15 protein-coding genes are annotated in these 26,837 nt (G+C 59.9%); 4 read left to right on the forward strand and 11 right to left on the reverse strand.

Features of this window, described 5'->3' with window-relative positions:
* Window positions 1-85: 85 nt before the first annotated feature.
* Complete coding sequence (locus IPJ76_12845; protein ID QQR85493.1) at window positions 86-2,698, forward strand: response regulator; 2,613 nt, start codon at window positions 86-88, stop codon at window positions 2,696-2,698.
* A 12-nt stretch (window positions 2,699-2,710) separates the two neighbouring features.
* On the opposite strand, the gene IPJ76_12850 is transcribed toward IPJ76_12845, so the two are convergent.
* The 6 genes from IPJ76_12850 to IPJ76_12875 form a co-directional block, all read right to left on the reverse strand.
* Window positions 2,711-3,775, reverse strand: a complete 1,065-nt coding sequence (locus IPJ76_12850; GenBank protein ID QQR85494.1) for a T9SS type A sorting domain-containing protein — start codon at window positions 3,773-3,775, stop codon at window positions 2,711-2,713.
* Between the two features lie 464 nt (window positions 3,776-4,239).
* Window positions 4,240-6,276 (reverse strand): hypothetical protein, encoded by a 2,037-nt coding sequence (locus IPJ76_12855; GenBank protein ID QQR85495.1) that lies wholly within the window; start codon window positions 6,274-6,276, stop codon window positions 4,240-4,242.
* Window positions 6,273-7,436, reverse strand: a complete 1,164-nt coding sequence (locus IPJ76_12860) for a T9SS type A sorting domain-containing protein (protein QQR85496.1) — start codon at window positions 7,434-7,436, stop codon at window positions 6,273-6,275. Before IPJ76_12860 ends, IPJ76_12855 begins: the two co-directional genes overlap by 4 nt.
* Window positions 7,437-7,801: 365 nt before the next feature.
* Entirely contained in the window at window positions 7,802-9,328 is a 1,527-nt protein-coding gene (locus tag IPJ76_12865) for a T9SS type A sorting domain-containing protein (protein QQR85497.1), read from the reverse strand.
* A gap of 201 nt (window positions 9,329-9,529) precedes the next feature.
* On the reverse strand, window positions 9,530-11,053 hold the full coding sequence (locus IPJ76_12870) for a T9SS type A sorting domain-containing protein (protein ID QQR85498.1): 1,524 nt from the start codon (window positions 11,051-11,053) through the stop codon (window positions 9,530-9,532).
* 2 nt (window positions 11,054-11,055) lie between these two features.
* A complete protein-coding gene (locus IPJ76_12875) occupies window positions 11,056-15,216 on the reverse strand; it encodes a hypothetical protein (GenBank protein QQR85499.1) in 4,161 nt (1,386 codons plus the stop codon).
* Between the two features lie 357 nt (window positions 15,217-15,573).
* On the opposite strand from IPJ76_12875, the gene IPJ76_12880 reads away from it, so the two are divergent.
* Both IPJ76_12880 and IPJ76_12885 read left to right on the forward strand, forming a co-directional pair.
* On the forward strand, window positions 15,574-15,795 hold the full coding sequence (locus IPJ76_12880) for a hypothetical protein (GenBank protein QQR85500.1): 222 nt from the start codon (window positions 15,574-15,576) through the stop codon (window positions 15,793-15,795).
* A 966-nt stretch (window positions 15,796-16,761) separates the two neighbouring features.
* On the forward strand, window positions 16,762-17,886 hold the full coding sequence (locus IPJ76_12885; protein QQR85501.1) for a hypothetical protein: 1,125 nt from the start codon (window positions 16,762-16,764) through the stop codon (window positions 17,884-17,886).
* Between the two features lie 92 nt (window positions 17,887-17,978).
* On the opposite strand, the gene IPJ76_12890 is transcribed toward IPJ76_12885, so the two are convergent.
* The 5 genes from IPJ76_12890 to IPJ76_12910 all read right to left on the reverse strand — a co-directional run bounded on the left by IPJ76_12890 (window position 17,979) and on the right by IPJ76_12910 (window position 24,381).
* On the reverse strand, window positions 17,979-18,656 hold the full coding sequence (locus IPJ76_12890) for a response regulator transcription factor (GenBank protein QQR85502.1): 678 nt from the start codon (window positions 18,654-18,656) through the stop codon (window positions 17,979-17,981).
* A 231-nt stretch (window positions 18,657-18,887) separates the two neighbouring features.
* Window positions 18,888-21,089 carry a S46 family peptidase gene (locus IPJ76_12895; protein QQR85503.1) on the reverse strand — a complete coding sequence of 734 codons (2,202 nt, stop codon included), beginning with the start codon at window positions 21,087-21,089 and terminating at the stop codon, window positions 18,888-18,890.
* Window positions 21,090-21,311: 222 nt separating this feature from the next.
* A complete protein-coding gene (locus tag IPJ76_12900) occupies window positions 21,312-21,815 on the reverse strand; it encodes a hypothetical protein (protein ID QQR85504.1) in 504 nt (167 codons plus the stop codon).
* A gap of 31 nt (window positions 21,816-21,846) precedes the next feature.
* Complete coding sequence (gene yidC / locus IPJ76_12905; protein QQR85505.1) at window positions 21,847-23,754, reverse strand: membrane protein insertase YidC; 1,908 nt, start codon at window positions 23,752-23,754, stop codon at window positions 21,847-21,849.
* Between the two features lie 117 nt (window positions 23,755-23,871).
* The gene (locus IPJ76_12910; protein QQR85506.1) at window positions 23,872-24,381 is read right to left on the reverse strand and encodes a metallophosphoesterase family protein; all 510 of its coding nucleotides are present in this window, start codon (window positions 24,379-24,381) and stop codon (window positions 23,872-23,874) included.
* Window positions 24,382-24,520: 139 nt separating this feature from the next.
* Here IPJ76_12910 and purL point away from each other — a divergent pair, with 139 nt between their 5' ends.
* Entirely contained in the window at window positions 24,521-26,782 is a 2,262-nt protein-coding gene (gene purL, locus IPJ76_12915; GenBank protein QQR85507.1) for a phosphoribosylformylglycinamidine synthase subunit PurL, read from the forward strand.
* The last annotated feature ends 55 nt before the right edge of the window (window positions 26,783-26,837 follow it).

Consider the following 26,837-nt stretch of genomic DNA (forward strand, 5'->3'; position numbering starts at 1 on the left):
GGGGCTGGCGTTCGGGCGTTCACCTTTGAGGTGATCTTTCCGTGCCATGTCGTCGTACCCTGTCCCTCGTTTCCGACGTTCCTCCATGGTCACGCGCATCACGCTGGTGCTCGTGTTCCTGGTGGTGGTGGCTGCGGCATTGAGCGGTTGGCTGGTGTATCGCGGCAGCGCCGACCAAGCATTGGCCAATGCGCGGCGCGAGATGCGGCACACCCTGCAACTGGCCGAACTGCGGTTGCAAGCGTTTTCGGCCACCATGGCCGCCGACATCGATTTCCTGAGCGACAACGACCCCGTGAACGACTGGGCAGCGCTGGCTGATACCGTTGACACCGCCGCCATGGGGGTGGTGGTGGAGCGGGCGGCGCTTCTCTTCAACAGCTTCATCCGTTCAAGGCCAGAGTACGCGCAGGTCAGGTTCATTGTCGCGGACAGCCTTGGTAAGGAGGCCGTGCGTTTCGACCGCAGCGGAACGACGGTTTTCCGCACGCCTGACAGCTTGTTGCAAGCCAAGGGCGACCGCGATTATTTCCTCGCCACCATCGCCCTGCCACGTAGCGGCCGCTACCACTCGCGCATCGACCTGAACAAGGAGCACGGGGCCATTGTGCGGCCCTTCATGCCCACCATGCGATCGGCGGCGCCGGTTTATTCGCCATTGGGCAAGGTCGTCGGCATCGTCATCATCAATGCCGATCTGCGTCCGCTCTTCCGCGAACTGCTGGCTTTGTCGCCGCACGATGGCCAGCTGATGCTGGCCGACGCGCAGGATGAGTTGATCCTGCATCCGGATACCTCGAAGACCTTCCGGTTCGACCTGGGCTCATCCTCACCCTTCCCGCTCGCATTGACGAGCGACAGTCTTCCACGGTCCTTGGGCGCTTGGCCGGACCACATCTCGCAGGCCTATTTGCTCGAGGTACCGAGCACCGGACAGCGTTATACCGTGGGCCTGGAGCGCAGCACCTCAGCACTTCTTGCCGGACTGCGGGAGGTGCGCGATCGGCAAATGCTCACCGTGGGCGGAGTGGCCCTTGCTTGCATCGGCATCGGATTGCTCTTTGCGCGCGGCATCTCGGGGCGGCTCGATCGCCTCACCAAGCGCGTGGAAGCGTATGCAGATGGTGCCGCGAGTGCGCCGTTGCCGGTTGAACGTGCCGACGAGATCGGCCGCCTTGCACGGACCGTGCAGCACATGCAGGAGCGCATCGATGCGCGCATGCGCGACATTGAACAAGCACGCGACAGGGCGCAGCGGGCCGAGCAGGTGCAGAAGGATTTCCTGGCCAACATGAGCCACGAACTGCGCACGCCGCTCAATGCCATCATCGGCATGGGGCAGCAATTGGCCGATGGCGCCGCGGACGAAGCGCAACGCGAGCGCGCCGCCATTGTGCTGCGCAGCGCCCAACGCATGCAGGCCTTGGTTGGCGACCTTCTCGAGCACGCGCATTTGGCCGAGGGCAAAGTGACCCTTCGCAAGGAAGCGTTCGCACCGGAGCAGATCATCCGCGACCTGCTTGCGGTGCACGCCGTGGCCGCCCAGGACAAGGGCATCGCGTTGTTGGCCGAAGTGGAGCAACTGCCCGCCGCTTGCTCGGGCGACGCGCTCCGGTTGCACCAGGTCATCGACAATCTCCTTGGCAATGCCATCAAGTTCACAGCGAAAGGGCAGGTGAAGCTGACCGCCCGTTATGCCGATGGACAATTGGTGATGGCCGTGAGCGACACGGGTGCCGGCTTGTCGCCCGAAGAGCAGGACCGTGTCTTCGCAAGGTTCGAGCGGGCCGCGGCCAGCGAGGGCAAGGAAGGCGTGGGACTGGGTCTGGCGATCACGCAGGCCCTGGTGAAAGCCATGGCGGGAACACTTGCGCTGGAAAGCACGGTCGGCATGGGCACCACCTTTACGGTGCACCTGCCAATGCCGCAGGTGGGGCAGCCGCTACCTACGGTTCCGGTGGCGGCGCCTGCTGCGCGAGCGACAACTGGCTTGAACGTGCTCTACGTGGAGGATGTGGAGACCAACCGCATGCTCATGACCGACTTGGCGAAGGCATGGAAATGGAAGCTGGACCTGGCCACGGGCTCTGAAGATGCTCTGGCCCTCTGCCGTGAACGCTCGTACGATCTCTTCCTGATCGACCTTGATCTAGGCGACGACATGAAGGGTACGGAACTCGCCTTGCGCATCCACGGAATGGCCCGCCACCGCTACGTGCCGGCCATTGCGGTAACGGCTTTCGCCGATGCCGACCACGATGCCCAAGTGCGTCAGGCCGGGCTCAACGATCGGATCACCAAGCCCATCGATCGCAACGAGCTGGCCACCAAAGCCGCCTTCTGGACCGACCCCTCGGTGGACACTGCGATAGACCTTGCCGGCCTTCTGGACCAGTACGGCGCGCAGGGCGAAAAGGCCATCACCGTGCTGCAACAGTTCCGCAAGGAATTCGCGAAGCACCGCACCGCGCTGCAACAAGCCATGGCCCATAACGATGCCGACCTTCTGGTGCGTACCCGGCATCAGCTACGCCCGCATTGGCAACTGCTCGGGCTCGCCGATGGTCTCGCCGTACTTGATGCCCTCGGCACCGATGTCAGCGCTCAGGACAAGTCAGCGGTGCACGTGTGCTTCGACAGGTGCGATAGAGCGATGATGCAGGAGCAGCGGCGCGTGCAGCAGGGGTTGATGGGGTGAGGGGAAGACGGCTTACTCCACCACCAGTTTGGCCCCGCTGAGCCATGTTGTGCCTTGGGCAAGGTGCACGTAGTACAACCCGGCCGTAGCGTTCGACAAGTCGAGGATGTTCGCGCCGTCTTGCGCTGTTTGCTCGCGCACCACTTGCCCTTGTGCATTCACAAGCACCAAACGCAACGCCTTGCCTCGCATGCTCTGCGGCAATTCCACCTGTACAGTGGTTGAACCGCTCGCAGGGTTCGGGAACACGCTCAACGCCCCGCCCAAGTTGGTAACCAACTCCTGCACACCAACGCCATCGCAGCCCGGCACAATGCAGCCCATGCTATCCACCTTCACAACCCAGGTATCCTGGCTGTAGCCCGGTGGGTAGGGCGCACCTGCGGGGTTGTAGGCCGAGCCTGCTGCTATGAAGCCACCATCCGGGGTGGGCAGCACATCGTAGAAGCGCCCTTGACCCGTGGTAATGAGGGTATCCTGGTAGTAAAAGCTGCGCATCCAGATGCTATCGCCCGTGCTGGTGGTGCGCAGCAGAAGACCTTGTTGGGCAAGATTCGCCCATGTGACACCGCATGCGATGATGTCACCGTTATACCGCTCTTTGGCGGCGAAGAAGGCAGCGCCATACGCCACCGGCCCGTACTCGCGGTCCCAGATGGTGCTGCCGTCCGTTGAATCCAGTTTGGCCAAGTATGTGCGCGCCGCGCTGAAGTCATCGTCATAACCCCATGCGCTGGCTACTAGCGCATGTCCATCGACCAAGGTGGTCAAGTGTGCGTTCGGCTCATCGAAACCACTACCCCAAGATCTACTCCAGCGAACGGCACCTACGCTATCTATCCGAAGCAGCCAAAGGTCCTTGTCGTCAGCGGTGATGCGTTTCTGGCCACCGAGCAAATAGTCGCCTCCATCTGCCTTGTCAACGGACACTACATAGTCCGAAAGGCCACCACCGCTGTAGATCTCCCTCCATTGCTCGTTGCCCGAGCTATCGGTCTTCAGGGCAAAGGCATCAACATTCCCGTTCGCATCGGTATCGCCCACGATGATAAAACCACCATCGAGTGTGCGCTTCACTTGGCGGCCTATCCAACCCTGATTGGGATTCCCAAAACTCCTCGTCCATGTCGTATCCCCATTCTCGTCCAACCGCATAAGGTAAACTTCATCGACATCCGCAAACGACTCCCGCCCACCTCCGACTATCCATCCCGCTCCCGGAACAGGATCGCAACAATTCGCCCACCCTGGGTAGATCCCGTAGCCCGGCAAAGAGTGCTTCTTGTGAAAGACCGTGTCCCCGTTTGCGTCAACGCGGCTGATGAAGATGGCCGCGTAGTACACCGCACTATCGGGGCCGAGTGTATCGATCTCACTGCTTGCGCTGAACACGAAGTGTCCAACACCATCAAATTTCTCAATACCCCATGCTGTCTGTGCCCGGCCTAGGCTATTAGGATCATAGCGCCGGTTGTAACCCTGGCCCTGTGCCAGGGTTACAACCAATGCGCCGAGCGCCAAAGTGCCAAGGCGCAGTTCCATCAGTGCTGCACACCCAGCTTCAATGCTGCGACTTGCTCTTCAGCAAGCCATAGCTCAGCAACGTAAAGGCCGCTAGGCCAGGTAGACGTGTCCAGGTCCACTAGTCGCTGGCCCGCACCAAGTATTCTTTCATGGACCATACGTCCAATAACATCTAAAACACGAAGTCGCACTTCACCGTTCGACTCCTGCAGGTGTACGTCCAAGATCGTGCCCACATTCGTCGGATTCGGGTAAGCCGTCAAACCCACATGATGCGTCACCGTCCAGATTTCAACTTCACTCTCGGCGCTGCGCGGACTTCGGTCCATGGGCGGCAACAAGATGATTTCCGGCAGACTCGGATGGCCCAAGGCTAAAAGCCAGGCTTGCGCATGGGCTGAGCCGATGACGTTGCGTTGTGCGGCGGTGCCTACCAGCCAATTTTCGTCCGCAGCCGTTAGCACCGTCCACTCGGCATCATCCAATCTACTAGCGTAGCGCTTCAGTACCCCATACACCTCCGGGGTCGGTGCCGTTAACTCGGTGCTTTGGGCCAACGCGAACAAGGCGGTTTCATTGCCCTTTGCTGCCAAAACACCCCCGATCGCAGAAGCGTTGTTCCCGGCAGATAAGCTCTCGTGCCAGGTCTTCAGTTCATCGAGTGAGGTGCTCAAGTTTACTTCATCTAACCAAGTCAAGCGGCCAAGGTCAGTGAGGGCTGTTGCTTTCTCGCTCGCGGCAAACGCTATAGTACTTTCCAGAAGGGTAAGAATACTCACAGAACCATCCTGGGCACTCCAAACCAACTGCTTATAGTAGGCGTTGAGCCCGCTGTCGTTCATCAGCTTGAGAACCTCTGCTTGCAAGGGACTGTTGGTGAGTAACGCTTGCGTCAAATGCAACTGGCTCATGGCCGGAGTGCGATCGAACGCTGCATGCCATACCTCTTCGCTGACCTTGGGAGCAACGTTCTGTAAGGCGTTGCGCACTTGGATGCTACTCTTGCTGCCGTCGCTCACATAGCTCAACAATGAGTAGGTGTCGCCGTTGTCTTTCGTCGCGTCATAGGCGTCCTCCGCATTCTGCCTTTCGGCATCGGCATTGACACTTGCGAGTCGCTTCGCTTCGTGTTCGGAGTCCTTCGAGAGGTCGCTAGGACAGGCAACGTTTTTACCTTGCCATTGGACGTTTCCATCGGTCACAACGGTGTACAGTGGATCACGCCAATCAGGAACCAAGCGGTCGGTTCCGTTTGGGCTATGGTGGATGTACTCAACGGGATTCGACACTAACTCAACGAACCAATCCTCCTGCGGATCAAAGGTTCCGTCGTGATCCAGGCTGAAACGGTTGCCTGCGGGAGCATCCGGGTCAAGAGCGGGGCTGCCTTGCATATTTTGCACGCTCACATCGGGCCCGGTCAGCCCCACATCGAAGCTGTTCTTCACCACCTGTCCGTAGTCGTTGCACTTCACCTCCAAGCCTTCAATGTAGTTGTTGTTGGCATCGGCGTTCATGCCTTCAATGATGCTGCCTGTGCTGTTTTCCACATCGAAACCATCGAAGCTGTTGTTGTAGAAGCGGTTGCTGTAGGGCCCGCTGTCCTTGATCACCAAGCCCACCATGGGTTTGGTGGCGGTGTTGGTGGCCGTGAAGGTGTTCTCCTCTATTTCGTAGCCGGTGCATTGGTCAGAGTACACGCCGTAGGGCACGTTCTCCCAATCGCCCTGCTGCGGCTCGCCCACCAGGAAGGTGCTGCGCGTTATTGCAGCGTCCTGTATGCCTTCCATGCGCACACCGCTGTAGCAGTGGTGGAAGTCGCACTCATCCACAATGAAGGTGCGACTGGGGTCGAAGGTGCTTACATACATGGCTTGGGCCAGCCCCTCGAAACGGCCGCGCTGGAAGTTGGCCGGTGGACAGGGAAAGCCTTGTTGCACGATCACATCTCCCGCACTGCCTCGGCTGTACCGCGCGGGCAGCCGCTCGGGTTTTTCCCGAGTGGCTCTGGGTTTAAGGCCTCTGGCCTGTTGTCGTTGTTCAAGTGCGTTCATTCAACAATGAGTTTGGTGCCACTGAGCCAAGTTGTGCCGCTGGCCAGATGCACATAGAAAAGCCCCGCTGACAGCTGGGACAAGTCGAGTGCGTTAGCGCCTTGCTGTGCGCTCTGCTCATGCACAATACGGCCCTGCCCATCCACTACGGCCAAGCGCAGCGCTTTGCCACGCATGCTTTGCGGCAGTTCCACCTGCACGTTGGTTGAACTACTCGCGGGGTTCGGGAACACGCTCAGCGCATTGCACAAGTTGGTAACCACCTCCTCCACGCCAACCCCATCGCAACCCGGCACTATGCACCCCATGCTGTCCACTTTTACCACCCAGGTGTCTTGGCTGTAGCCCGGTGGGTAGGGCGCACCGGCCGGGTTGTAGGCCGAGCCTGCTGCAATGAAGCCGCCATCTTGGGTGGGCAGCACATCGTAGAAGCGCCCTTGGCCCGTGGTGATGAGCGTGTCCTGGTAGTAGTAGCTGCGCATCCAAATGCTATCGCCTTGGCTGGTAGTGCGCAGTAGTAAGCCCTGCTGGTTGCCGCTCGCATAGCTCACGCCGCAGGCAATGAGGTCGCCGTTGGGGCGCTCCTTGGCTGCGAAGAGCACGGTGCTCGGTGCTTCTGGTCCGTATTCGTGATCCCACAGGATGGTTCCATCGGTGCTGTCCAATTTGGTTAGGGCAACACGGAACTGGGTTCCATTGAAGTTGTAGCCCCTTGCGTTGGCCACGATCACATGGCCATCGGACAGGGTGGCCATGTGCCCGCTGCCATCATCGTACTGGCCGCCCCAGCTTACGCGCCATAGCAGGGTACCGGCGGAATCCGTGCGTTGTAACCACATGTCCCGATTGTCGTTGTTCAGGTAGCGGCTGCCGGCCATATAGAGGGTATTGGCTGGGCCGTCATCACACGACAGAAGCCCATCGATCTCGCTGTTGCTCCAGCCGTAGGTCTGCCGCCATTGCTCATTACCCAAGCTGTCGGTCTTCAACGCGAACCCATCCACAAAACCGCTGGCATCGGTATCACCCACAACAAGGAAGCCGCCATCGGCGGTGCGTTTTACTTGGCGGCCTATCCAGTATTGGTTCGGCCCGCCGAAAACGCGCGTCCAGAGAGTGTCGCCTTGTGGATTTACGCGCTGAAGACAAACCTCGCTCACTTGGTTTATGGACTGAACACCACCACCTACAGCATACCCTCCACCTGGTACTGTGTCGCAACAGTTGGCCCAGCCTGGGTAAGTGCCTCGCCATGCGCGAAAGATCCTGTGCTCGGCGAGCTTAGTGCCATTCGGATCTAAAAAGGTGAAAAGAGTACTTGCGTGGAAAAAAGATGAATCGGGCGAGATGCTGTCGGCGTCGTATGAATAGGATATGACCGTATACCCGGTTGCAGTGCGTTCAAGGCCCCATCCAACCTGCTCACGTCCCTGATCAAAAGCGTCATAACGCTGGTTGAAACCCTGGCCCATTGCCAGGGTTCCAGCCAACATGTTCAGCGCTATGCAAGCTTTCCGCATTCGGTTCAGTGTTGCACCACCAGTTTGGCCCCACTTAGCCAAGTTGTTGCGCTCGCTAAATGCACGTAGTAGAGTCCAGCAGCAACGATGGACAAGTCGAGTGCATTGGCGCCCTCTTGTGCCGTTTGTTCGTGTGTTACTTGCCCTTGCGCATTGACCAGCACCAAGCGCAGCGCCGTGCCGCGCATGCTTTGCGGCAGTTCCACTTGCACGGTGGTTGAACCACTCGCGGGGTTCGGGTACACGCTCAGCGCATCGCTCAAGTTCGTCACCAACTCTTGCACGCCAACACCATCGCACCCCGGCACAATGCAACCCATGCTGTCCACCTTCACCACCCAAGTGTCTTGGCTATAACCGGGTGGGTAGGGCGCACCGGCGGGGTTGTAGGCTGAGCCTGCTGCTATGAAGCCACCATCCGGGGTGGGCAGCACATCGTAGAAGCGGCCTTGGCCCGTGGTGATGAGGGTGTCCTGGTAGTAGTAGCTGCGCATCCAAATGCTATCGCCTGCGCTGTTGGTGCGCAGCAGAAGACCTTGCTGGTTGCCGCTGGCGTAGCTCACGCCGCAGGCAATGATGTCGCCGTTGGGGCGCTCTTTGGCTGCGAAGAGCACCGTGCTCGGTGCTTCTGGTCCGTATTCGTAGTCCCAGAGGATGGTTCCATCGGTGCTGTCCAATTTGGTGAGGGCTACGCGGAACAGGGTGCCGTTGAAGTTGTAGCCTCTTGCGTTGGCTACGATCACATGCCCATCTGACAGCGTGGCCATGTGCCCGCTGCCGTCGTCGAACTGGCCGCCCCAGCTCACACGCCACAAGAGCGCCCCAGAAGTATCCGTGCGTTGCAGCCACATGTCCCTGTTGTCGTTGTTCAGGTAACGGCTACCAGCCATGTAGTAGGTGTTGGCCGGGCCCAGATCGCACGACAACAGCCCATCAATTTCTGAGTTGCTCCAACCGTAGGTCTGCCTCCATTGCTCATTGCCCAAGCTGTCGGTCTTGAGGGCAAAGCCATCCACAAAACCGCTGGCATCGGTATCGCCCACAATGAGAAAGCCACCATCGGAGGTGTGCTTCACTTGGCGGCCTATCCAGTATTGGTTGGCACCGCCGAAAACGCGCGTCCAGAGGGTGTCGCCCTGTGGGTCGGCAACGAAGAGGTACGTCTCGATAACAGAGGCGAGCGATTCCGTGGCGCCCCCAATTACAAAACCACCACCCGCTATAGTGTCACTACAATTCGCCCAACCTGATGTGGTACCATGCCAAGGTCTGAAGACACGACTTTCATTCACTTTGTCACCATTGATGTTTAGCTCCGTGAAGAGCACCGAGTAGTGGAAGAAGGATGAGTCGGGGGAGATGCTGTCGGCATCCGAACTCACAGAGATCGCCATGTAACCGTTAGCAGTGAATTCGATGTCCCAAGCACCTTGGGCCCGGTCAAGGCCAAAGGCATCGTAGCGCCGATTGAAGCCTTGGCCATGGGCCAAAGCTCCAACCAGCACCACGATACCGATAACCAAGCAACGCATTCGCTCAGTGTTGCACCACCAGCTTCAGGGCGACGGCTTGCTCGCCATTGAGCCAAAGCTCGGTGAAGCACAAGCCGTTCGACCAACTTTGGGTTAGCAGCCCCCGGCAGCGCCTCGGCTGTCGCACGGGCAGCCGCTCGGCTTCTCGCCGAGTGGCCATCGGTCTAAGGTCTCCGACCTGTCGTGCATCCCCATGTGCGTTCATTCCAAGATCAGTTTAGTGCCGCTCAGCCATGTTGTGCCACTGGCCAAATGCACGTAGTACAACCCGCCGCTCAACGCAGACAAGTCGAGCGTGTTGGCGCCGTCTTGTGCTGCTTGTTCGAGCACCACTTGCCCTTGCGCATTGACGAGCACCAAACGCAGCCCACTGCGCTGCATGGATGCGGGCAATTGCACTTGCACGGTTGTGCTGCCGTGTGCAGGGTTGGGGAACACGCTTAGCGCACCACCCAAGTTCGTCACCAACTCTTGCACGCCAACACCATCGCACCCCGGCACAATGCAACCCATGCTGTCCACTTTTACCACCCAGGTGTCTTGGCTGTAGCCCGGTGGGTAGGGCGCACCGGCCGGGTTGTAGGCCGAGCCTGCTGCTATGAAGCCACCATCCGGGGTGGGCAGCACATCGTAGAAGCGGCCTTGGCCGGTGGTGATGAGGGTGTCCTGGTAGTAGTAAGTGCGCATCCAGATGCTATCGCCTTGGCTGGTAGTGCGCAGTAGCAGCCCTTGCTGGTTGCCGCCGGCATAGCTCACGCCGCAGGCAATGATGTCGCCGTTGGGGCGCTCTTTAGCGGCGAAGAAGGTGGTGGTGAACGCGATGTGACCATACTCTCTTTCCCACAGAGTTTGACCGTTGGCGGAATCGAGTTTGGCCAAGTAGGGCCGGTAGGTGTCGGAGTTGTTGGAGTAGCACCACCCGCTCGCCACCAGCACATGACCATCAGCAAGGGACACGAGATGCCCTGAAAACTCGTCGAAGGCACCGCCCCATGAACGCTGCCACTCCGTGGTGCCAGTGCTGTCCACGCGATGTACCCAGAAGTCCCGGTCGTTGGCGGTGAGGCGTCGTTGTCCGCCCAAGAACAGATCGCCATCGGCCGCCAGGTCCACAGCTAGGAAATAGTCCGACAAGCTACCCCCGCTGTAGGTCTCTCGCCATTGCTCATTGCCCAAGCTATCGGTTTTCAGGGCAAAGGCATCCACGTTGCCGTTGGCATCGGTATCGCCCACAATGAGGAAGCCGCCATCGGGGGTGCGTTTCACCTGGCGGCCGATCCAATATTGGTTGGGGCCACCGAAGACCCGCGTCCAAAGGGTGTCGCCTTGAGGACTGATCCGTTGTAGGCAAATCTCATTCACTTGGTCAATGGATTGAACACCACCCCCTACTGCATAACCCCCGCCCGGTACGGTATCGCAGCAATTGGCCCAGCCTGGAAATGTTCCACGCCATGCGCGGAAATTGCGGTGTTCGGAGAGCTTCGTCCCGCTCCCATCAAGAAATGTGAACAGGGTCGTGACATGGAAGAATGAGGAATCAGGTGATATGCTATCCGCATCGTAGCTACCTGATATGACCGTGTAACCCTGTGCGGTACGCTCAATGCCCCAAGCATCCTGCGGACGCTGCTGGTAAAAGGCATCATAGCGCCTGTTGAAGCCTTGGCCCATTGCCAAGGCTCCAACAAACACCGTAAAGCAGCCAGCGGATCCGCGGAGCATATTCAGTGTTGTACCGCGAGTTTGAGCACAGCCGCAAGATCATTCTCCAGCCACACTTCCGTGAAATACAAACCGTTCGGCCACTCCCCGGTTTCAATATCCAACAAACGCTGGGAGCCGCCAATGCTCTGTTCAACCAGCACGCGTCCTGTCACATCCCCAATACGCAGTTGCGCAGCTTCGCGGCCTTCCGGCAACCGAATATCCAATACGGTTCCAGAGTTGGTCGGATTTGGATAAGCCGTCACTGAAACGTCTTGGGATGCTGTCCACGCCAGAGGCTCTGCGACGGCTGGCCGAGGTGCCCTGTTCATTGGCGGCAGGTGGATGATCTCCGGAACTGCCGAGTGACCCAAGGCGTTCAGCCACGTTTGAGCGTGGGCGCTGCCGATCACATCGCGCTGCACAGCAACACTTTCCAGCCATGTTTCATCCGCAACAGAAGGTGCCGTCCAATCGGCATCCTCCAAACCACTGGCATAGCGCTTCAACACACCATATACCACAGGTGTTGGCGCCGTTGCCTCCGCAGTGTTGGCCAATAGAGCGAGGTTGGTTTCGTCTGCCTTCGCAGCCAATACACCACCAATGGCGGCTGCATTGGTAGCGGCGGGCAACCCTTCATGCCACGACTTCAAAGCGGCCAGTGCGGCGTTGAGATCAGTCTCTACCGTCCATGACAAGCGGCCCAAGTCGGATAGGCTTTCTGCCTTCGTACCGGCTGCGTAAGCGATGGCACTTTCAAGCAAAGTGAGAATGTTGGCGGTGCCGTCTTGGGCATTCCACACCAACTGCTGGTAGTAGGCCCCCAAACCGCTCTCGCCCATCAGTTTCAGCACCTCGCTTTGTAGTGGGCTGTTACTGAGCAAGGCCTGGGCAATATGCAACTGGCTCATGGCCGGGTTGCGGGCAAAGGCAGCCGTCCATACCTCTTCGCTCACCTTCGGTGCCACACTTTGCAAGGCATTGCGCACCTGTGTACTGCTCTTACTGCCGTCGCTCACATAGGCCAGCAACGAATATGTATCGCCATCGTCCTTGGCGGCGTCGTAGGCATCTTCGGCGTCTTGTTTCTCGCCGTCGGCCGCGAGACTGGCAAGGCGCTTTTCTTCCGGGTCTTCGCCGTGCGACAGGTCGCTCGGGCAGGCCGTGGTCTTGCCTGGCCACTGGCTCGTCTGCTGGTTGAATCCAAGCCAACCTAAATCACGGTATGTAGGCTCCGTCCTGTTGGTTGCAGAGGGGGTGTGATAGAAGTACTCCACGAAGTTTGAAACGTCCTCCACGAACCAATCCTCCTCAGTATCGAACGTGCCGTCGTGGGCCACGCTGAAGCGGTTGCCGGCGGGTTTGTCGTAGTCCGTTTGCAGTACCATCGGCTCCCCCTGTGCATTCTTCACGCTCACATCAGGCCCGGTAAGCCCCACATCGAAACTGTTCTTCACCACCTGTCCGTAGTCGTTGCACTTCACCTCCAAGCCTTCCAGGTAGTTGGTGTTGGCATCGGCGTTCACGCCTTCAATGATGCTGCCGGTGCTGTTGTCCACATCGAAGCCATCGAAGCTGTTGTTGTAGAAGCGGTTGCTGTAAGGCCCGCTGTCTTTGATGACCAGGCCCACCATGGGTTTGGTGGCGGTGTTGGTGGCCGTGAAGCTGTTCTCCTCTATTTCGTAGCCCGTGCACTGGTCGGAGTACACGCCGTAAGGCACGTTCTCCCAATCGCCCTGCTGTGGCTCGCCCACCAGGAAGGTGCTGCGCGTTATGGCAGCATCCTGTATGCCCTCCATGCGCACACCGCTGTAACAGTGGTTGAAGTCGCACTCATCCACGATGAAGGTGCGGCCGGGGTCGAAGCTGCTCACGTACATGGCTTGTGCCAGCCCTTCGAAGCGGCCTCGCTGGAAGTCGGCCGGTGGGCAGGGCGTGCCCACGGGTACAAGCACATCGCAATGGCCTTGAACACGCAGCGTGGTGTTGATGGCGGTGATGCCCGTGCCCGCGAATCGATCAGAGGTGACCATTTCGCCATCCACCTGGGCCGGGAAGGGCCCGTAGTTGATCATGGTGTTGCCCAGGAAGTTGACGCCGCGCACGCCCAAAAGGTAAGCATGCTCAATGGGGTAGCGCTGATTGTCCGTTAAGGTGGCACTGGTCTCGAACCGGCAACGGTGGAACCACGAGCGGTTGGGCCGCACGTTGGAGTTATCGCCGGGCTGGAAATTCTCGTAGGGACCCATGACCACGTTGCGCACGTTGTTGCTGAAGAGGACGTTGCTGGCGCGCACAACGCCGCCTCCGGCAAACTGGAGTTCGTGGGCCGGTATGGTTTCGCCGTCCACGAAGTGGCTGTTGCAGGCCACGGCAGTGCGAGCGTTCTCCACGGTGCAGTTCGCCAAGGAGACATAGCCCTGCTGGGAGAAATTGCTTTCGTCCTGGCTGAACTTGGAGCCCATGTTCACAATGCCGTCCCACATACTGCCGGGGCATTGGTCCATGCTGGTGAGCAGGGCATCGCCTTCCACCACCAGCTTGCCGCCCACCTCCACATGGATGCGGGTGGGGTAGTTGAGCTTGCGGCTATCGGCGAAGCGGATCTTGGCGGCATCGGTGATGGTGAGCGTGGCACCGTTGGGCACCCGCACAATGCCGTGTATGTCCATATCCTGGTTCCAGCTTTCGCCTGCGGCGGCCACGGTGTAAGTATGGTCGGCAGCTGTGTACGTGCCGGGCATGTTGCCGTAGTCGATAAGGGAAACAGCGCGGCCCATACAGTCGCTGTGGAGCTTGGCCAAGTAGTAATCGTCGAAGTTGTGGCTGGTGTTGCCGCATACCACCAACCCTCCGTCCGGGGCTTCCACGACTTTGTACATGCACTCTTGCTTGCGCATATCATCGGGATAGCATCCGGCTTCGGTGGTCGGGTCGCTGTCAAAGTCTGTTTCCCACACCACTGCGCCGTTCAGCGTGTTGAGCTTTGCCACGTATGCATTCGTGTTCCAATAACTGAAGTGGTACTCGTCCGCCGCCCAAACTCCTGGCCCTTGGGAGAAGTTGGTCTCCAGGCAGGTGAAGGTGGTCGGCGACAAGTCATCTGAGTCGAAGCGGTCATCATCAGGACCGGAGCCGCCGGGAGCATGAACGAACGGTGCTGGCCACTTGGTGCATACCACCGAATAGGTGTTCCCGCCATCCGTGCTGCAGCCATCGGCTTGAAGGTCGTAGGCCCTCGCCTCGCCGAGGTCGCTGGACCATTGCAACGCTCCGGCGGTGCTCAGGGCATGCACTTTCAGTGATGCAATGCTCTTCCTTGCATAGATCGAATTGTAAGCGGACTCACTGTGCAGCAAGAAGTTCGAGACAACAGGCCAAAGGATGCGCCAAGTGCCACCCGAGTTCACATAGGTTACGCCAGTAGTGTTTTGTTGGCGCGCTGTCTCGTTTCCACCCTGCGACACGATTGGGTCATTCGGATCGCCCGTGTTGCGGTAGAAGTCCGGCTCATACCAATTCACTTGGGACAGATCGAGCTGCATAAGGATACAATGCGCTTTGTACTTGATGTCCAAATTGCCACCGGCTTCCGCATCGGACAGTACGTTGGTGTACAAACCACTGATGGCTACCTGCTGTGAGCCGGGCTTCGAATCCACCGCGTGGAACGCACCACCCCGCGAATCCGTGCCGCTGAACCATGCGGAGGGAACCATACCGTCCCAGGTGCTTTCACCAGAGCGATACGAGTGTTTGCGCAACACGTTGCCGTTTACATCCGTGTGCACCACAAAACCCCACTTGTCGCCGTTCGATTGCGGATGCTCGCTGTCACCGACCACAACGTACGTGGGTTGCCCCGCAATGGTCACCTCGCAGACATCCCAGAAAATGCTCTCCGTGCCCCAGCCGTCTTCTAAATCATCGAAGGCCGTGTAGAAATTGAGCCAAAGCAGGTCGCCTTGGGCATTGTATTTGGCCATATACGCCTTGTTGCCGAAGGAACCGTAATCCTCTATTGAGAACCCGGAGACGTCGATATCGCCTGAACCAGAGGGGTTGACGTAGGTGGGCACATCGTTCATGTCAGGCAAGGGCTCGTTGGTGCCAGCGTAGCCGACCACGACAACATTCCCCTGCGCGTCCTGAATGACGTTGTACAACCAGCGGGGCATGAGCGCCGTGTACCACAGTAGTTTTCCGTTGAGGTCGAATTTGGACAGCTACCGCGTTGACCTCCTTTAACCCTGTCGGTTGTGGTGAACTCAGTAGCCGATATATCGTCATCCATTCCAAGGACCGCAGCCCCCTGTTCCCCGGGCGCCCAGTTCGCCCAGAAGGCATATCCAACAGCATAGTATCCCATGGTAACGCCGTTCACTTTCCAAGGTGTCACAGAGTACCACCGCTCTTCGCTGCTCTCTTCGCGGCTTTGCTCTTCTCCGTTCGGGCTGCCCACCGGTTCAAACTGGCTCGTCTGGCTATCCCACTGGTAGTTGATACCAAAGGTGGGCTGATCATCCTCATAAGTAATGCTGCGCCATTCCACTGTTGGGGGTGGCACGACTTGCCCGACGGTATTGATGGCAGAATTCATGGTCAGCACCACTAACAACGCGCCGTTGCTCCATTTGCCCGCGCGCAATGCCGCGAGCCTGTTCCTCCCCAACGTTCTGTTCATCGGCTTCATGTTCATCAGGGTATTAGAGTTGGGCGCCAGATGGACCGGTGGTGCCCTTCCGGGTTATCGGTGAACCTATGGGCGGCGCACCAGCCGCCTTCGGTTTGCTGTTGCCATTGTGCGGTGGTTGTGTACAGGTCAGGGGTGTTGGCCATTTGCAGCGGTTGCGCCCATATTGCGATCGTTGAAGACTTCCTACCGAGCATCGGCAACACCCACTTAGCACCGTGGTCAGTTGAAGTTTTCGGTGCCGTGGCAAACCAGCGCACTCCGCCGCTCGGAACCAAAGACCGCTTGTCGTCATTTTTGAGGACAAGCCCACAGCCGTGCTCCCGGTGTTGTCCTCATTTCTGAGGACAAGCCGTCGGGGGCATCCTTCTTCTTCCCTGCTTTAAGCCGGTGTGTGCCGTATGGCACCAGACTTGAGAGGCGCTCCGGTTCATTGGCAGATTGTTCCCAGCGGACCGCCCGGCGGCCCTGTCTCAACACGGCACCCGACCAACGGAAGTGCGGACACTTCCAACGGAAGTGCGCACCCGACCAACGGAAGTGCGGACACTTCCAACGGAAGTGCGCACCCGACCAACGGAAGTGCGGACACTTCCAACGGAAGTGCGCACCCGACCGACGGAAGTGCGGACACTTCCACCAGAAGTGTGCACCTGTCCGACGGAAGTATGGACACTTCCGTCGGGTTCGTCTGGCAAACCGTTGGAAGCATCTGCCAAACCGTTGGAAGTGTGGGGACTTCCGCCGGTTTCGTGCGCCAGGTTGGCAGGTTCTTACCTAAGGCAGCACTCCCGGAGCCCCGATCGGACAGTCGGCTGTGCGGGTCCGAGCACAGTAGCACCCTTCTCGTCGGCGTCGCCTGCGATACCAGCTTTCCGCCACCAAGCCGCCGTGCAATGCACTCTGCTCAGCGAGCCGGGTTGATCCACGCTCGTCCGCCGGGCCTTCGCATGATCGTTCCGGGGTTCCGCATGCTGACGCACGTCATGTCGGGGCATCCGGCGAGTTTCGATCTCCTTCTTACCAACCCATGGAACGTAAACTCATCCCCCTGCTCAGCGCAATGGTGCTCGGTGTGACCGCACAGACGAGCGCCCTCGGACAAGGCTGTGTAGCCATCCGCAGCTTCACGGCCTGCAACCCCAATGCCTTCAGCAATGGCAACGTGCTGGGCAAGGGCTTCATGCTCAGCACCAACTACCGCTACTTCGAGAGCTTCAGGCATTACAGCGGCACCGAGGAGAACGAAGCCCGGCAAGAGCTGAAGACCGCGGTATTCAACTGGACCAACCAAGTGAACCTCGGCCTCACCTACAACCTGAACAAGCGCGAAGGCATCACGTTCGTCCTGCCGTACTCCTACAACACGCGTTCATCGTTGTACGAGCATGGTGGCAAGGGCCGCTACAAGAGCCGCAGCGCCGGGATCGGCGACATGCGAGTGACCTACAACCGATGGATGTGGCATCCGGATAGCACGGCCACGGGCAACCTTCAATTGGGTGTTGGCCTCAAGCTGCCCACCGGCGATTTCAACGCGAAGGACTTTTTCTATAACGAGGGCACGGACACCATCCCGAACACGGCCACCAACCCTTGGGGGCAATACCAGCCGGTGGATCAGAGCATCCAGTTGGGAGATGGTGGCCTCGGTTTCACGCTGGAGATGCAGGGCTATGTGAAGTTCTTCGGTCCGTTGTACGGCTACATGAACGCGTTCTACCTCTTCAACCCCATGGACGTGAACGGCACGTTGACGTTCCGCTCACGGACCAACGAGCAGATCATGAGCGTGGCCGACCAATACATGGCGCGCGCTGGCCTCAGCCTTACGCTGAGCAGGAAGGCCGGGCTCAACCTCTTCGGCGGTGGTCGCATCGAAGGCATCCCGGTGGAGGACCTCATCGGCGAGAGCAACGGTTTCCGCCGGCCCGGCTATGTGATCCTGGCCGAACCAGGGGTGGATTGGATGCGGGGGCGTCACGATATCAACCTCAGCCTGTCCTACGCGCTTTATCGCAACCGCACGCAAAGCGTGACCGATAAAGAGAACACGGCGAACAGCACCTCCGGCCAGATCGTGCACGGCGATGCGGCTTTCGCGGACACCGTTTTCAACCTGAGCTGGAGCATCCGGCTGGGCTCGGGACATTGAACCGACCAACGAGCTGCAAGGGCACGCCCATGCAGCTCGGTTGTCGTGGCATTGGCGGCTGCGCGGACCCCGGGTCCCGCAGCCGTAAATGCTTAGAGCAGTTCGAGCTGCTTGAGCAACTGCGGCCGGTAGGTCTCGCTCACGGGGATCAGCTCGCGGCCCACTTTGATGTCGCTGGTGTCCAGCTTTTCGATGTGGCGCAGGTTGACGATGAAACTGCGGTGCACGCGCACGAACGACTTGGGCAGCTTCATGTCCAGGTCCTTCATGTTCATCAGGCTCACCACTTCCTTGCCGTCCAGCACGTAGCGTACGTAGTTGCTCTCGCTTTTCACGTAACGCACTTCGTCCAGGTCCACCTGAACAATGTCGTTGCCACTGCGCACGAAAACGCTGTTGCCAGCTGTGGCAGGAGCTGCGGGCGCAGTGCGTTCCAGCGCGCGCCAGGCCGAGGCGAAGCGCTCGAAGGTCACCGGCTTCACCAGGTAGTCGCGCACATGGAACTTGTATGCCTCGAGCGCGAAAGCAGGGTCGCCCGTGACGATGATGACGGGCACGCGCTCACCGATGCCTTCCAGCAGGGTAGGCCCGTCCACCTTGGGCATGTTCAGGTCAAGAAGAAGAAGGTCCCAGTGGCCCGCGCGCAGTTGGGCCATGGCTTCGGCGCCATCGTTCACGTGCACGGTTGCCCCGGTGGGGTCGAGCTTGGCGCAATGGGCCTTCAACAGGTCGGCGCTCAGCGGGTCGTCGTCGGCGATGAGGATGCGCATGGCGGGGAGGTGCACAATGTTACCAAGGAAGGCGTTCGGATGCCCGTTGTTCAGGGCAAGAGGCTGGATCGCTTCGGCCGCAGGGCCGGCCTCGCGATGACGGTGGCCGGACCGTCATCGCGAGGCATCCGAGGAACGAGGAGCCGAAGCGATCCAGCAGTGCGCTATATCGCACGCCAAAAACGAAGGGGAGCCGTTGCGGGCTCCCCTCCTTGGAAAGTCGTAGGCCGATCAGTTCTTCACGGCCGTGCCCATAGGGCTGCCGGCCTCCACCTTGGCGCTTGGTGTTGGCGCAATGGTCATCTCGTTCACCAAGTGCGTCGCACCAGCGAACACATCGATGGTCCAGAGCACGTAACGGATATCGACGCTGATCGTGCGTTGCAGTTCGGGCTCGAAGGCGATGTCGCCGCTCATGGCCTCCCAGTTGCCGTCGAAGGCGATGCCGATCAGCTCACCATTGCCGTTGATGACGGGGCTACCGCTGTTGCCGCCCGTGATGTCGTTCTTGCTGATGAAGCAGGTGATGAGTTCGCCCTTCGCATCGGCGTAGCGGCCGTAGTCCCGCTTCACCAGCAGTTCGTGCTGCTTCTTGGGCACCACGAACTCGTCGTTGGTGTTGTCCTCCTTCTCCAGGATGCCATCGGCGGTGGTCTCCATGTCGTAGTGCATGGCATCGCCGGGCTTGTAGTCGCCCACCTGGCCGTAGCTGCAACGGATGGTGCTGTTGGCATTGGGGTACCACATGCGGTTCGGCTCGCGCTCGCGCATGGCGGCCAGCATCAGGCGGTAGCCCTTGTCGATGTCGGGTTGTGCAGCCTGCATTGCTGGGTTCAGCTTGCCGCGGTAGAAGTCGAGGTCGCTGTGCATCGTCTGCATCACCATGTCCTTCTGCAACACCTTTAGCGAGGGCTTGGCCAGGAAGGCGTCCAGGCGGGCGCGGTCGGTCATCACGCTCGTCTTGAACATGGTGGCCGCCCACAGGTCGTAGTTGCCCTTGTACTTCTTTTCGATGGTCTCCATCACGTCCGGCTGCAGGCTCTTGTCCACGTCGTTGCGGAGCATGCGGTACATGGCCGCGGTGATCTTCTGGTCGGTGCTGGCGTTGTAGTCCTTGAAGAAGGGCTCAGCGGCTTCCTTGATGGCGGTCACCTGCGCGGCCACCGCTGCGGCATCAACGGGTTTTGCTTTCAACGCTTCTTCCAGGCCCATGAAGTTGAAGGCGAACTCAACGGCTTCGCTGCCGAACGCTGCTTCGTTCATGTAGGTGGCGGCCTTGTCGTACTTCTTGCGCTCGGCGTAGCCTTTCTCAAGCAGGCTCAGGAAGTCGCCGTATTTGGCCATGCGGCCTTGGTCGGCCTGTATCCAGGCCATCAGGTCAGCCTCTTGCTGCTTCTTCTTGTCGTGAACGTGCAGGCGCTTCAGTCCGCGTTGCTGCCCGATGAAGTACTTCCAGTAGTTGGCGATGCTCGCGTACTTGCTGGCGTATTTGATGCGCACGGCGGCGTCGGCGTTCATGTCCTGCTTCATGATGTCGAGCAGTTCGGTGCGCACCTTCACCACACTGGGTTGCTTCTCGCTCAGTTCATTGTCCACACCGTGACTGCTCAAGAAGCGGTTGGTTCGGCCGGGGCAGCCCATCACCATGGCGAAGTCGCCTTGCTTCACGCCACTGAGGCTGATGGGGAAGTGCCACTTGGGCTTGTAGGGCACGTTGTCGGCGCTGTACTTGGCGGGTTCGCCGTCCTTGCCCATGTAAACGCGGAACATGCTGAAGTCGCCGGTGTGGCGGGGCCACATCCAGTTGTCAGTATCGCCGCCGAACTTGCCGATGGCGCTGGGCGGTGCACCCACCAGGCGCACGTCGTGGTAGTCCTTGTAAACGAACACGTAGAACTCGTTGCCGTCGTACATGCTCTTGAAGTCGGCGCTGATGTTCGGTGCGTTCTCGCGCTCCTTTTCCAGATCGGCGCCGAGCTTTTTGATGGCGGCCTTGCGTTCCACCTCGGTCATGTTGTCGTTCACGGCGCCCAGCACCTTGTCCGTCACATTGTCGATGCGCTGCAGGAAGCTCACATAGAACTCCACGGGCAGTTCCTGCTCGCGTGTCATGGCCCAGAAGCCGTCGGTGAGGTAGTCGTGCTCCACGCTGCTGTGGCCCTGGATGGCATCGAAGCCGCAGTGGTGGTTGGTGAGCATGAGGCCTTCAGCGCTCACCATCTCGCCGCTGCAGAAACCGCCGCCGAGGCGCACCACGGCGTCCTTCATGCTGCTGTTGTTGATGTCGTAGATCTGGTCGGCGCTCAGCTTGCAGCCCATGCGCTGCATGTCGGCTTCGTTGATCTGCTTCAGCGTGTTGAGCATCCACATGCCTTCCTGGGCATGCAGCGTGGCGGCCAGGAGCAGCGCCACCATAGTCAGGAGTTTCTTCATCGTTAAGTCGAGGTTCGTGTTCTGGTTTTGCCGTGGCAACGTGCCGTAGGCGTGCATCAAGGGGCGGCTAATGTAGCCGCCGTGAAGCGTGCGACTGTCGTGGAACTGGGATGAGCGGTTGGGGCTGTGCCAAGGGAGCGTGGCCATGGAGTTTAGGAGTGCATTCCGCGTCACAGACGCGTTTCCCGGACGACCGCGTTGCAAACGCGGTCGGGCACACGTTCAATCCTGCGCCTTTAAGGGCTTCCATGCCACGGGCTGCAGCAGACCTTCGGCGTAGGCCGCAAAGTCCTTGAACTGCTGGGGCACTTGATGACGCGCCTTCACTTGTTTGCTCCTGCCACCGGCCGCAACCACAATAGTTGTTGAGGGCAGGTCCGTCACCTGGCTGTCATACACGTCTTGCAGGTCGAAGAAGCCGATGGCTTCGGCCTTGGCCAGCAGGAGTGCCAGCGTGTCCATGCCGACATGTGCCATGTACTCCCCCGTCTTCTCCACATGGCTCTTGCCGTTGTAGGTGGCATAGCCGCTGCGGTACACGTTCACCGTGTAAGCCGGGCACTTGCCGAAGCAGGGCGTTTTCGTGAGGGTGAAGAAAAGCGAATCGCCCGGCGATGAACCTCCGTAGATGGCGGAACTGGTCGCGGCTTTCTTGCCGTTGCACGCAACGAAGAACGCGGCAAGCACCACCGGGAGAAGAAGAAGAGTGGATGGCGTGTACTTCATACGGAACGCATTCCCGAACACCGTGCCGATCTCACTTCCGACGCGCGGCCTGCTGCTGTTTCTGCATGTCCTCCAGGCGCTGTTGCCAGCGGCTCTTCTTCTTCGGCTTCTTCATGTTCTCCAGCAGCTCGGCGCGCAGCTTCTTCTCGTCGATGAACCAGCGGCTGAACACCGTCATCTGCAGGATGGATATGATGTTGGCGAGCAGGTAGTAGAGGCTCAGTCCCGCTGGCAGGCTGTTCATGAAGAAGAGCATCATGATGGGGAATAGCCAGATCATCAGCTTCATGCTGGGCATGCCCTGCTGCTGAGGCATCTGCTTGCTGTTGAGCAGGCTGAAGCCGATGGTGCTGATGGCCATCAGGATGGTGAACAGGCTCACGTGGTTGCCGTAGTTCAGCGGCACAGTGAAGGAGAGGTTCGCGATGCTGTCGTAGGTGCTCAGGTCGTCGGCCCAGAGAAAGGGCTGCTGGCGCAGTTCGATGCTGCTGGGGAAGAACATGAACATCGCGTAGAGCACCGGCATCTGGATGAGCATGGGCACGCAACCGCTGGCCGGGTTCACACCGGCCTTGCGGTACAGTTCCATGGTGGCCTGCTGTTTTTTCAGTGGGTCGCTTTCCTTGTGCTTCTCGTTGATGGCTTCGATCTCCGGCTTCAGCGCACGCATGCGCGCGCCGCTCTTCTGGTTCTTGTACGTGAGCGGCATCAGGATCACCTTGATGGCGATGGTGAGCAGCAGGATGATGATGCCGTAGTTGAGGTTGAACTTGCTGAAGAAGTTGAAGATGGGGATGACGATCCAGCGGTTCATGTAACCGAAGATGCCCCAGCCGAGGTCGATGATGCGGTCGAAGTCGGGGATCTCCGTGCGGCGCAGCGTGCCGTAATGGTTGGGGCCGAAGTAGAAGCGCAGGGGGATGTCCACCATATCATCCGCTTTCTTGTCGAAGGCCAGCCCCGCGCTGAAGGCTTTCACGTGGGCAGTGTCGTTGGGCAGCATCCGCACGCCGATGTTGCACCCGCTGCTGGCGAACCCTTCGTTGCTGACCACCGCCGCCGTGAAGAAGTGCTGCTTGAAGGCGATCCAATTGGTCTTGCCCTCGAGCTTCTTGGTTTCATCGCCGTTCTCGGGCAGGTACTCGCGATCGGCGTTGACGTATTTGTAGAAGACGGAGCTTTTCGCTTCCTCGTGCGGCTTGTGCTTCTCATGGCGCAGGCTCACCACGTCCCACTTCAGTCGCACTGTGGCCGGGTCCACTTCGGCTTTGAGGTTCTCGAAGCGCACGTTGCTCTTCATGAACCAGCCAGCACTGTCGAGGCTGTACTCCATCACCAAACGCTTGCCGGGCACGGCCGTGTTGGCGGTGAAGGTCACGGAGCGCGGGTCCTTCTGCTCGGCGGTGAAGAACAGGTCGGCTGTGCTGGTGCGACGGCTCCCGCTGTGCGAGAAGTCGTAGGAGAAGCGGCCGCTGTCAGGGTCCTGCAGCAGCAGGGGTTGGTCGTGCTGGGCCTTGTACGGCTTCAGGCGGATCCACAACGGACGCGCGCCCAGTGTGCTGAACCGCACTTCCAGGTCGTCGTTCTCGATGGTAATGGTCTTTGCTTCGCCTTGGGCAGCGGTGTGGAAGAGGCCGAGCTCATCCGCTCGTTTGGCGGCCACCTGGGCCGTGTGCAGGCTGTCGATGTTGAGCGTGGTGTCGCTCTTCAGGCTGTCGGGGATGACAACATCCACTGTGGTGGCCTGGGTTACCTCGGCGTTCTTCGCCGCGGCTTCCTGTTTGGTCTGCTGTTCCAGTTCGTGGGCATGCACCTCTGCGATGCTGTCCTGGTAGTGCTGCGCTGCTGCGCGTTCAGCTTCCGAAGGCGCCTGCCAGATGCCGTAGCCCACCACGATGAGGGCGATGAGGCCGATGCCGATGAGTTGGTTCTTGTCCATTGCATGCGCCTATCGGCGCCGGTCCTGCTTTTGAAAGGGCGACGAAGATATCCGGGCACGCCAATGCGGGCAGTTGGACGTCGGATGGCCGGTTGTGCTGCTTTTCCGGTGGGGCAGTCAGGGCGCCAACGTTCCCCGCGGCCCCAGTTCGACCACCTCAAGGTCCTTCACCCTGCCAGCATCCAGCGAGAACCGCAGCAGCGTGCGCACGTGGTGGAAGCCGTGGCGGCCGCAGGCGCCGGGGTTCATGTACAGCATGTTCAGCCGCTCATCGAACTGCACCATGCACAGGTGCGTGTGGCCGCAAACGAACAGGGCAGGAGGGGAGCTGCGCAATTCCTCCTGCACGGCACGGTCATAGCGCGGCGGGCGCCCTCCTATGTGCGTCATCCACACGCGCACACCTTCCAGCGTGAACCGCTGATGTTCCGGGTGGGCTTGCCGAACCTTGGTGTCGTCGATGTTGCCCCACACGGCGCGCAGGGGCTTCCATGCGGCGAGCTCGTCCGTTACGTGCAGCCCGCCGATATCACCGGCGTGCCACACCTCATCGCATTGCGCCAGATGCTCGCGGATGCGCGGGTCGAGCCAGCCGTGCGTGTCGGACACGAGACCGATGCGGGACATGGGCGGTGAAGATGCGCCAGTGATCGCTCATTGCTTGGGCATGCGGCTTAGCCCTTCGGACCGTTGGGGCAAGGAGGGTCGGATCTGTTCACATTTCCCCCTCCCGCCACAAGCCCCCGTCATCTTCCTTTGTGCCCCGATGCCAACCACCGCCACCGACCCCGCCCTGAAGGCCGAACTGGCCCCTGCCACCAAGGAAACCGCCGTGAAGCTCGGCCTTCGCGAGGAGGAGTTCGAGAAGATCAAAGAGATCCTGGGGCGCACCCCCAACTTCACCGAGACGAGCATCTACAGCGCCATGTGGAGCGAGCACTGCTCGTACAAGAACTCCATCAAACTGCTGAAGACGCTGCCGCGCACGGGCCCCAAGCTGCTGGCCGAGGCCGGGCAGGAGAACGCTGGCCTGGTGGACATCGGCGATGGCTGGGCCTGCGCCTTCAAGATCGAGAGCCACAACCACCCCAGCGCACTGGAGCCCTACCAGGGTGCAGCCACAGGCGTTGGGGGTATTAACAGAGACATCTTCACCATGGGTGCGCGGCCCATCGCGCAACTGAACAGCCTGCGCTTCGGCGACCTGAAGGAGGAGCGCACACGCTGGCATTTGCGTGGCGTGGTGAAGGGCATCGGCGACTACGGCAACGCGTTCGGCGTGCCGGTGCTCGGCGGCGAAGTGGTCTTTGACAAGTGCTACAACACCAACCCGCTGGTGAATGCCATGAGCGTTGGTATCGTGCGCACCGACAAGGTGATCAGCGCCACGAGCCACGGTGTCGGCAACCCCGTGTTCATCGTGGGCAGCAGCACCGGCAAGGACGGTATCCACGGCGCGTCGTTCGCGAGCAAGGACATCACCGAAACGAGCATGGACGATCTGCCGGCCGTGCAAGTGGGCGATCCCTTCATGGAGAAGTTGCTGCTGGAAGCATCGCTCGAGCTCGCGCAGACCGACGCCATCATCGGCATGCAGGACATGGGTGCGGCGGGCATCACATGCAGCACCAGCGAGATGAGCGCAAAGGGCGAGAGCGGCATGGACGTGCACCTGGACCGCGTGCCCATGCGCCAGGACGGCATGCGCCCATGGGAAGTGCTGCTGAGCGAAAGCCAGGAGCGCATGCTGGTGGTGGTGAAGAAGGGCCGCGAGAAGGAGGTGAAGGCCATCTTCGACAAGTGGGACCTGAACTGCGTGGAGTGCGGCACGGTGACCAAAGGTGGCACGTTGCGGTACTTCTGGCACGATGAACTGGTTGCCGAAGTGCCTGCCGAAAGTCTTGTGCTGGGCGGCGGCGCACCGGTGTACACCCGCGAAACCCGCGAGCCGGCGTACATCGCCGAGAACAAGGCGTTCGACATCAACGAGATCGAACAACCCGACGACTTGAAGGCCATCGCGTTCAAACTGTTGAGCAGCCCGAACCTCGCCAGCAAGCGTTGGGTGATCGATCAGTACGACAGCATGGTGCGCACCGGCAACATGAGCACCAACGCACCGAGCGACGCTGGCCTGATGTTGGTGAAGGAAACCGGCAAGGCGCTGGCCGTTACTGTGGACTGCAACAGCCGGTACGTGCACGCCGATCCGTACGTAGGCTCCATGATCGCCGTGGCCGAGGCCGCGCGCAACATCGCCTGCACCGGCGGCGAACCCTGCGGCGTCACCAACTGCCTCAACTTCGGTAACCCCTACGATCCCGAGGTGTACTGGCAGTTCAGTGAAGTGATCCGTGGCATGGGGGATGCCTGCCGCGCGCTGGAGACACCCGTGACCGGCGGCAACGTGAGCTTCTACAACCACACCGTCACCGACAAGAAGAACATCCCCGTGTTCCCCACACCGACCATCGGCATGGTGGGTGTGGTGCCGGACATCAACAAACGCATGAGCCTCGACTTCAAGGAGAAGGGGCAGCTCATCTACCTGCTTGGGAAAGTCACGGAGGACCTGGGCAGCAGCGAGTACCTCTACCGCCTGCACAAGGAAGAGCGTTCACCGGCGCCGTACTTCAACATGGAGGAAGAGCGCCGCCTGCACACCATGATGCTGATGCTGATCCGCAAGGGCCTCATCAACGCCGCGCACGACGTGAGCGATGGTGGGCTCTGGCAGACGCTCATCGAAATGGCCATGCCGCGCAACCTCGGTTTCGACATCGTCACCGACAGCGAGATCCGCCCGGATGCCTTCCTCTTCGGTGAAGGTCAAGGCCGCGTGGTGGTAACAGTGACCGAGGAAACGGAGATCCCCTTCCTGGACCTGCTCGGCGCCAGCCATGTACCGAGCATCCTGCTGGGGCACGTCACGAAAGGCAAGCTCGTAGTGGATGACGAGCCGTTCGGCTTCATCGAGGACGCGAAGAAGATCCACGAGGAAGTGCTGCCGAAAGCGATGGCGGTATGATGAAGGTTCAAGGGACAAAGTCCAAGTAGCAAGTGTCAAGATCCAAACGAGCACT

The organism is Flavobacteriales bacterium (assembly GCA_016699575.1).
In the GTDB taxonomy this organism is placed as follows: domain Bacteria; phylum Bacteroidota; class Bacteroidia; order Flavobacteriales_F; family PHOS-HE28; genus PHOS-HE28.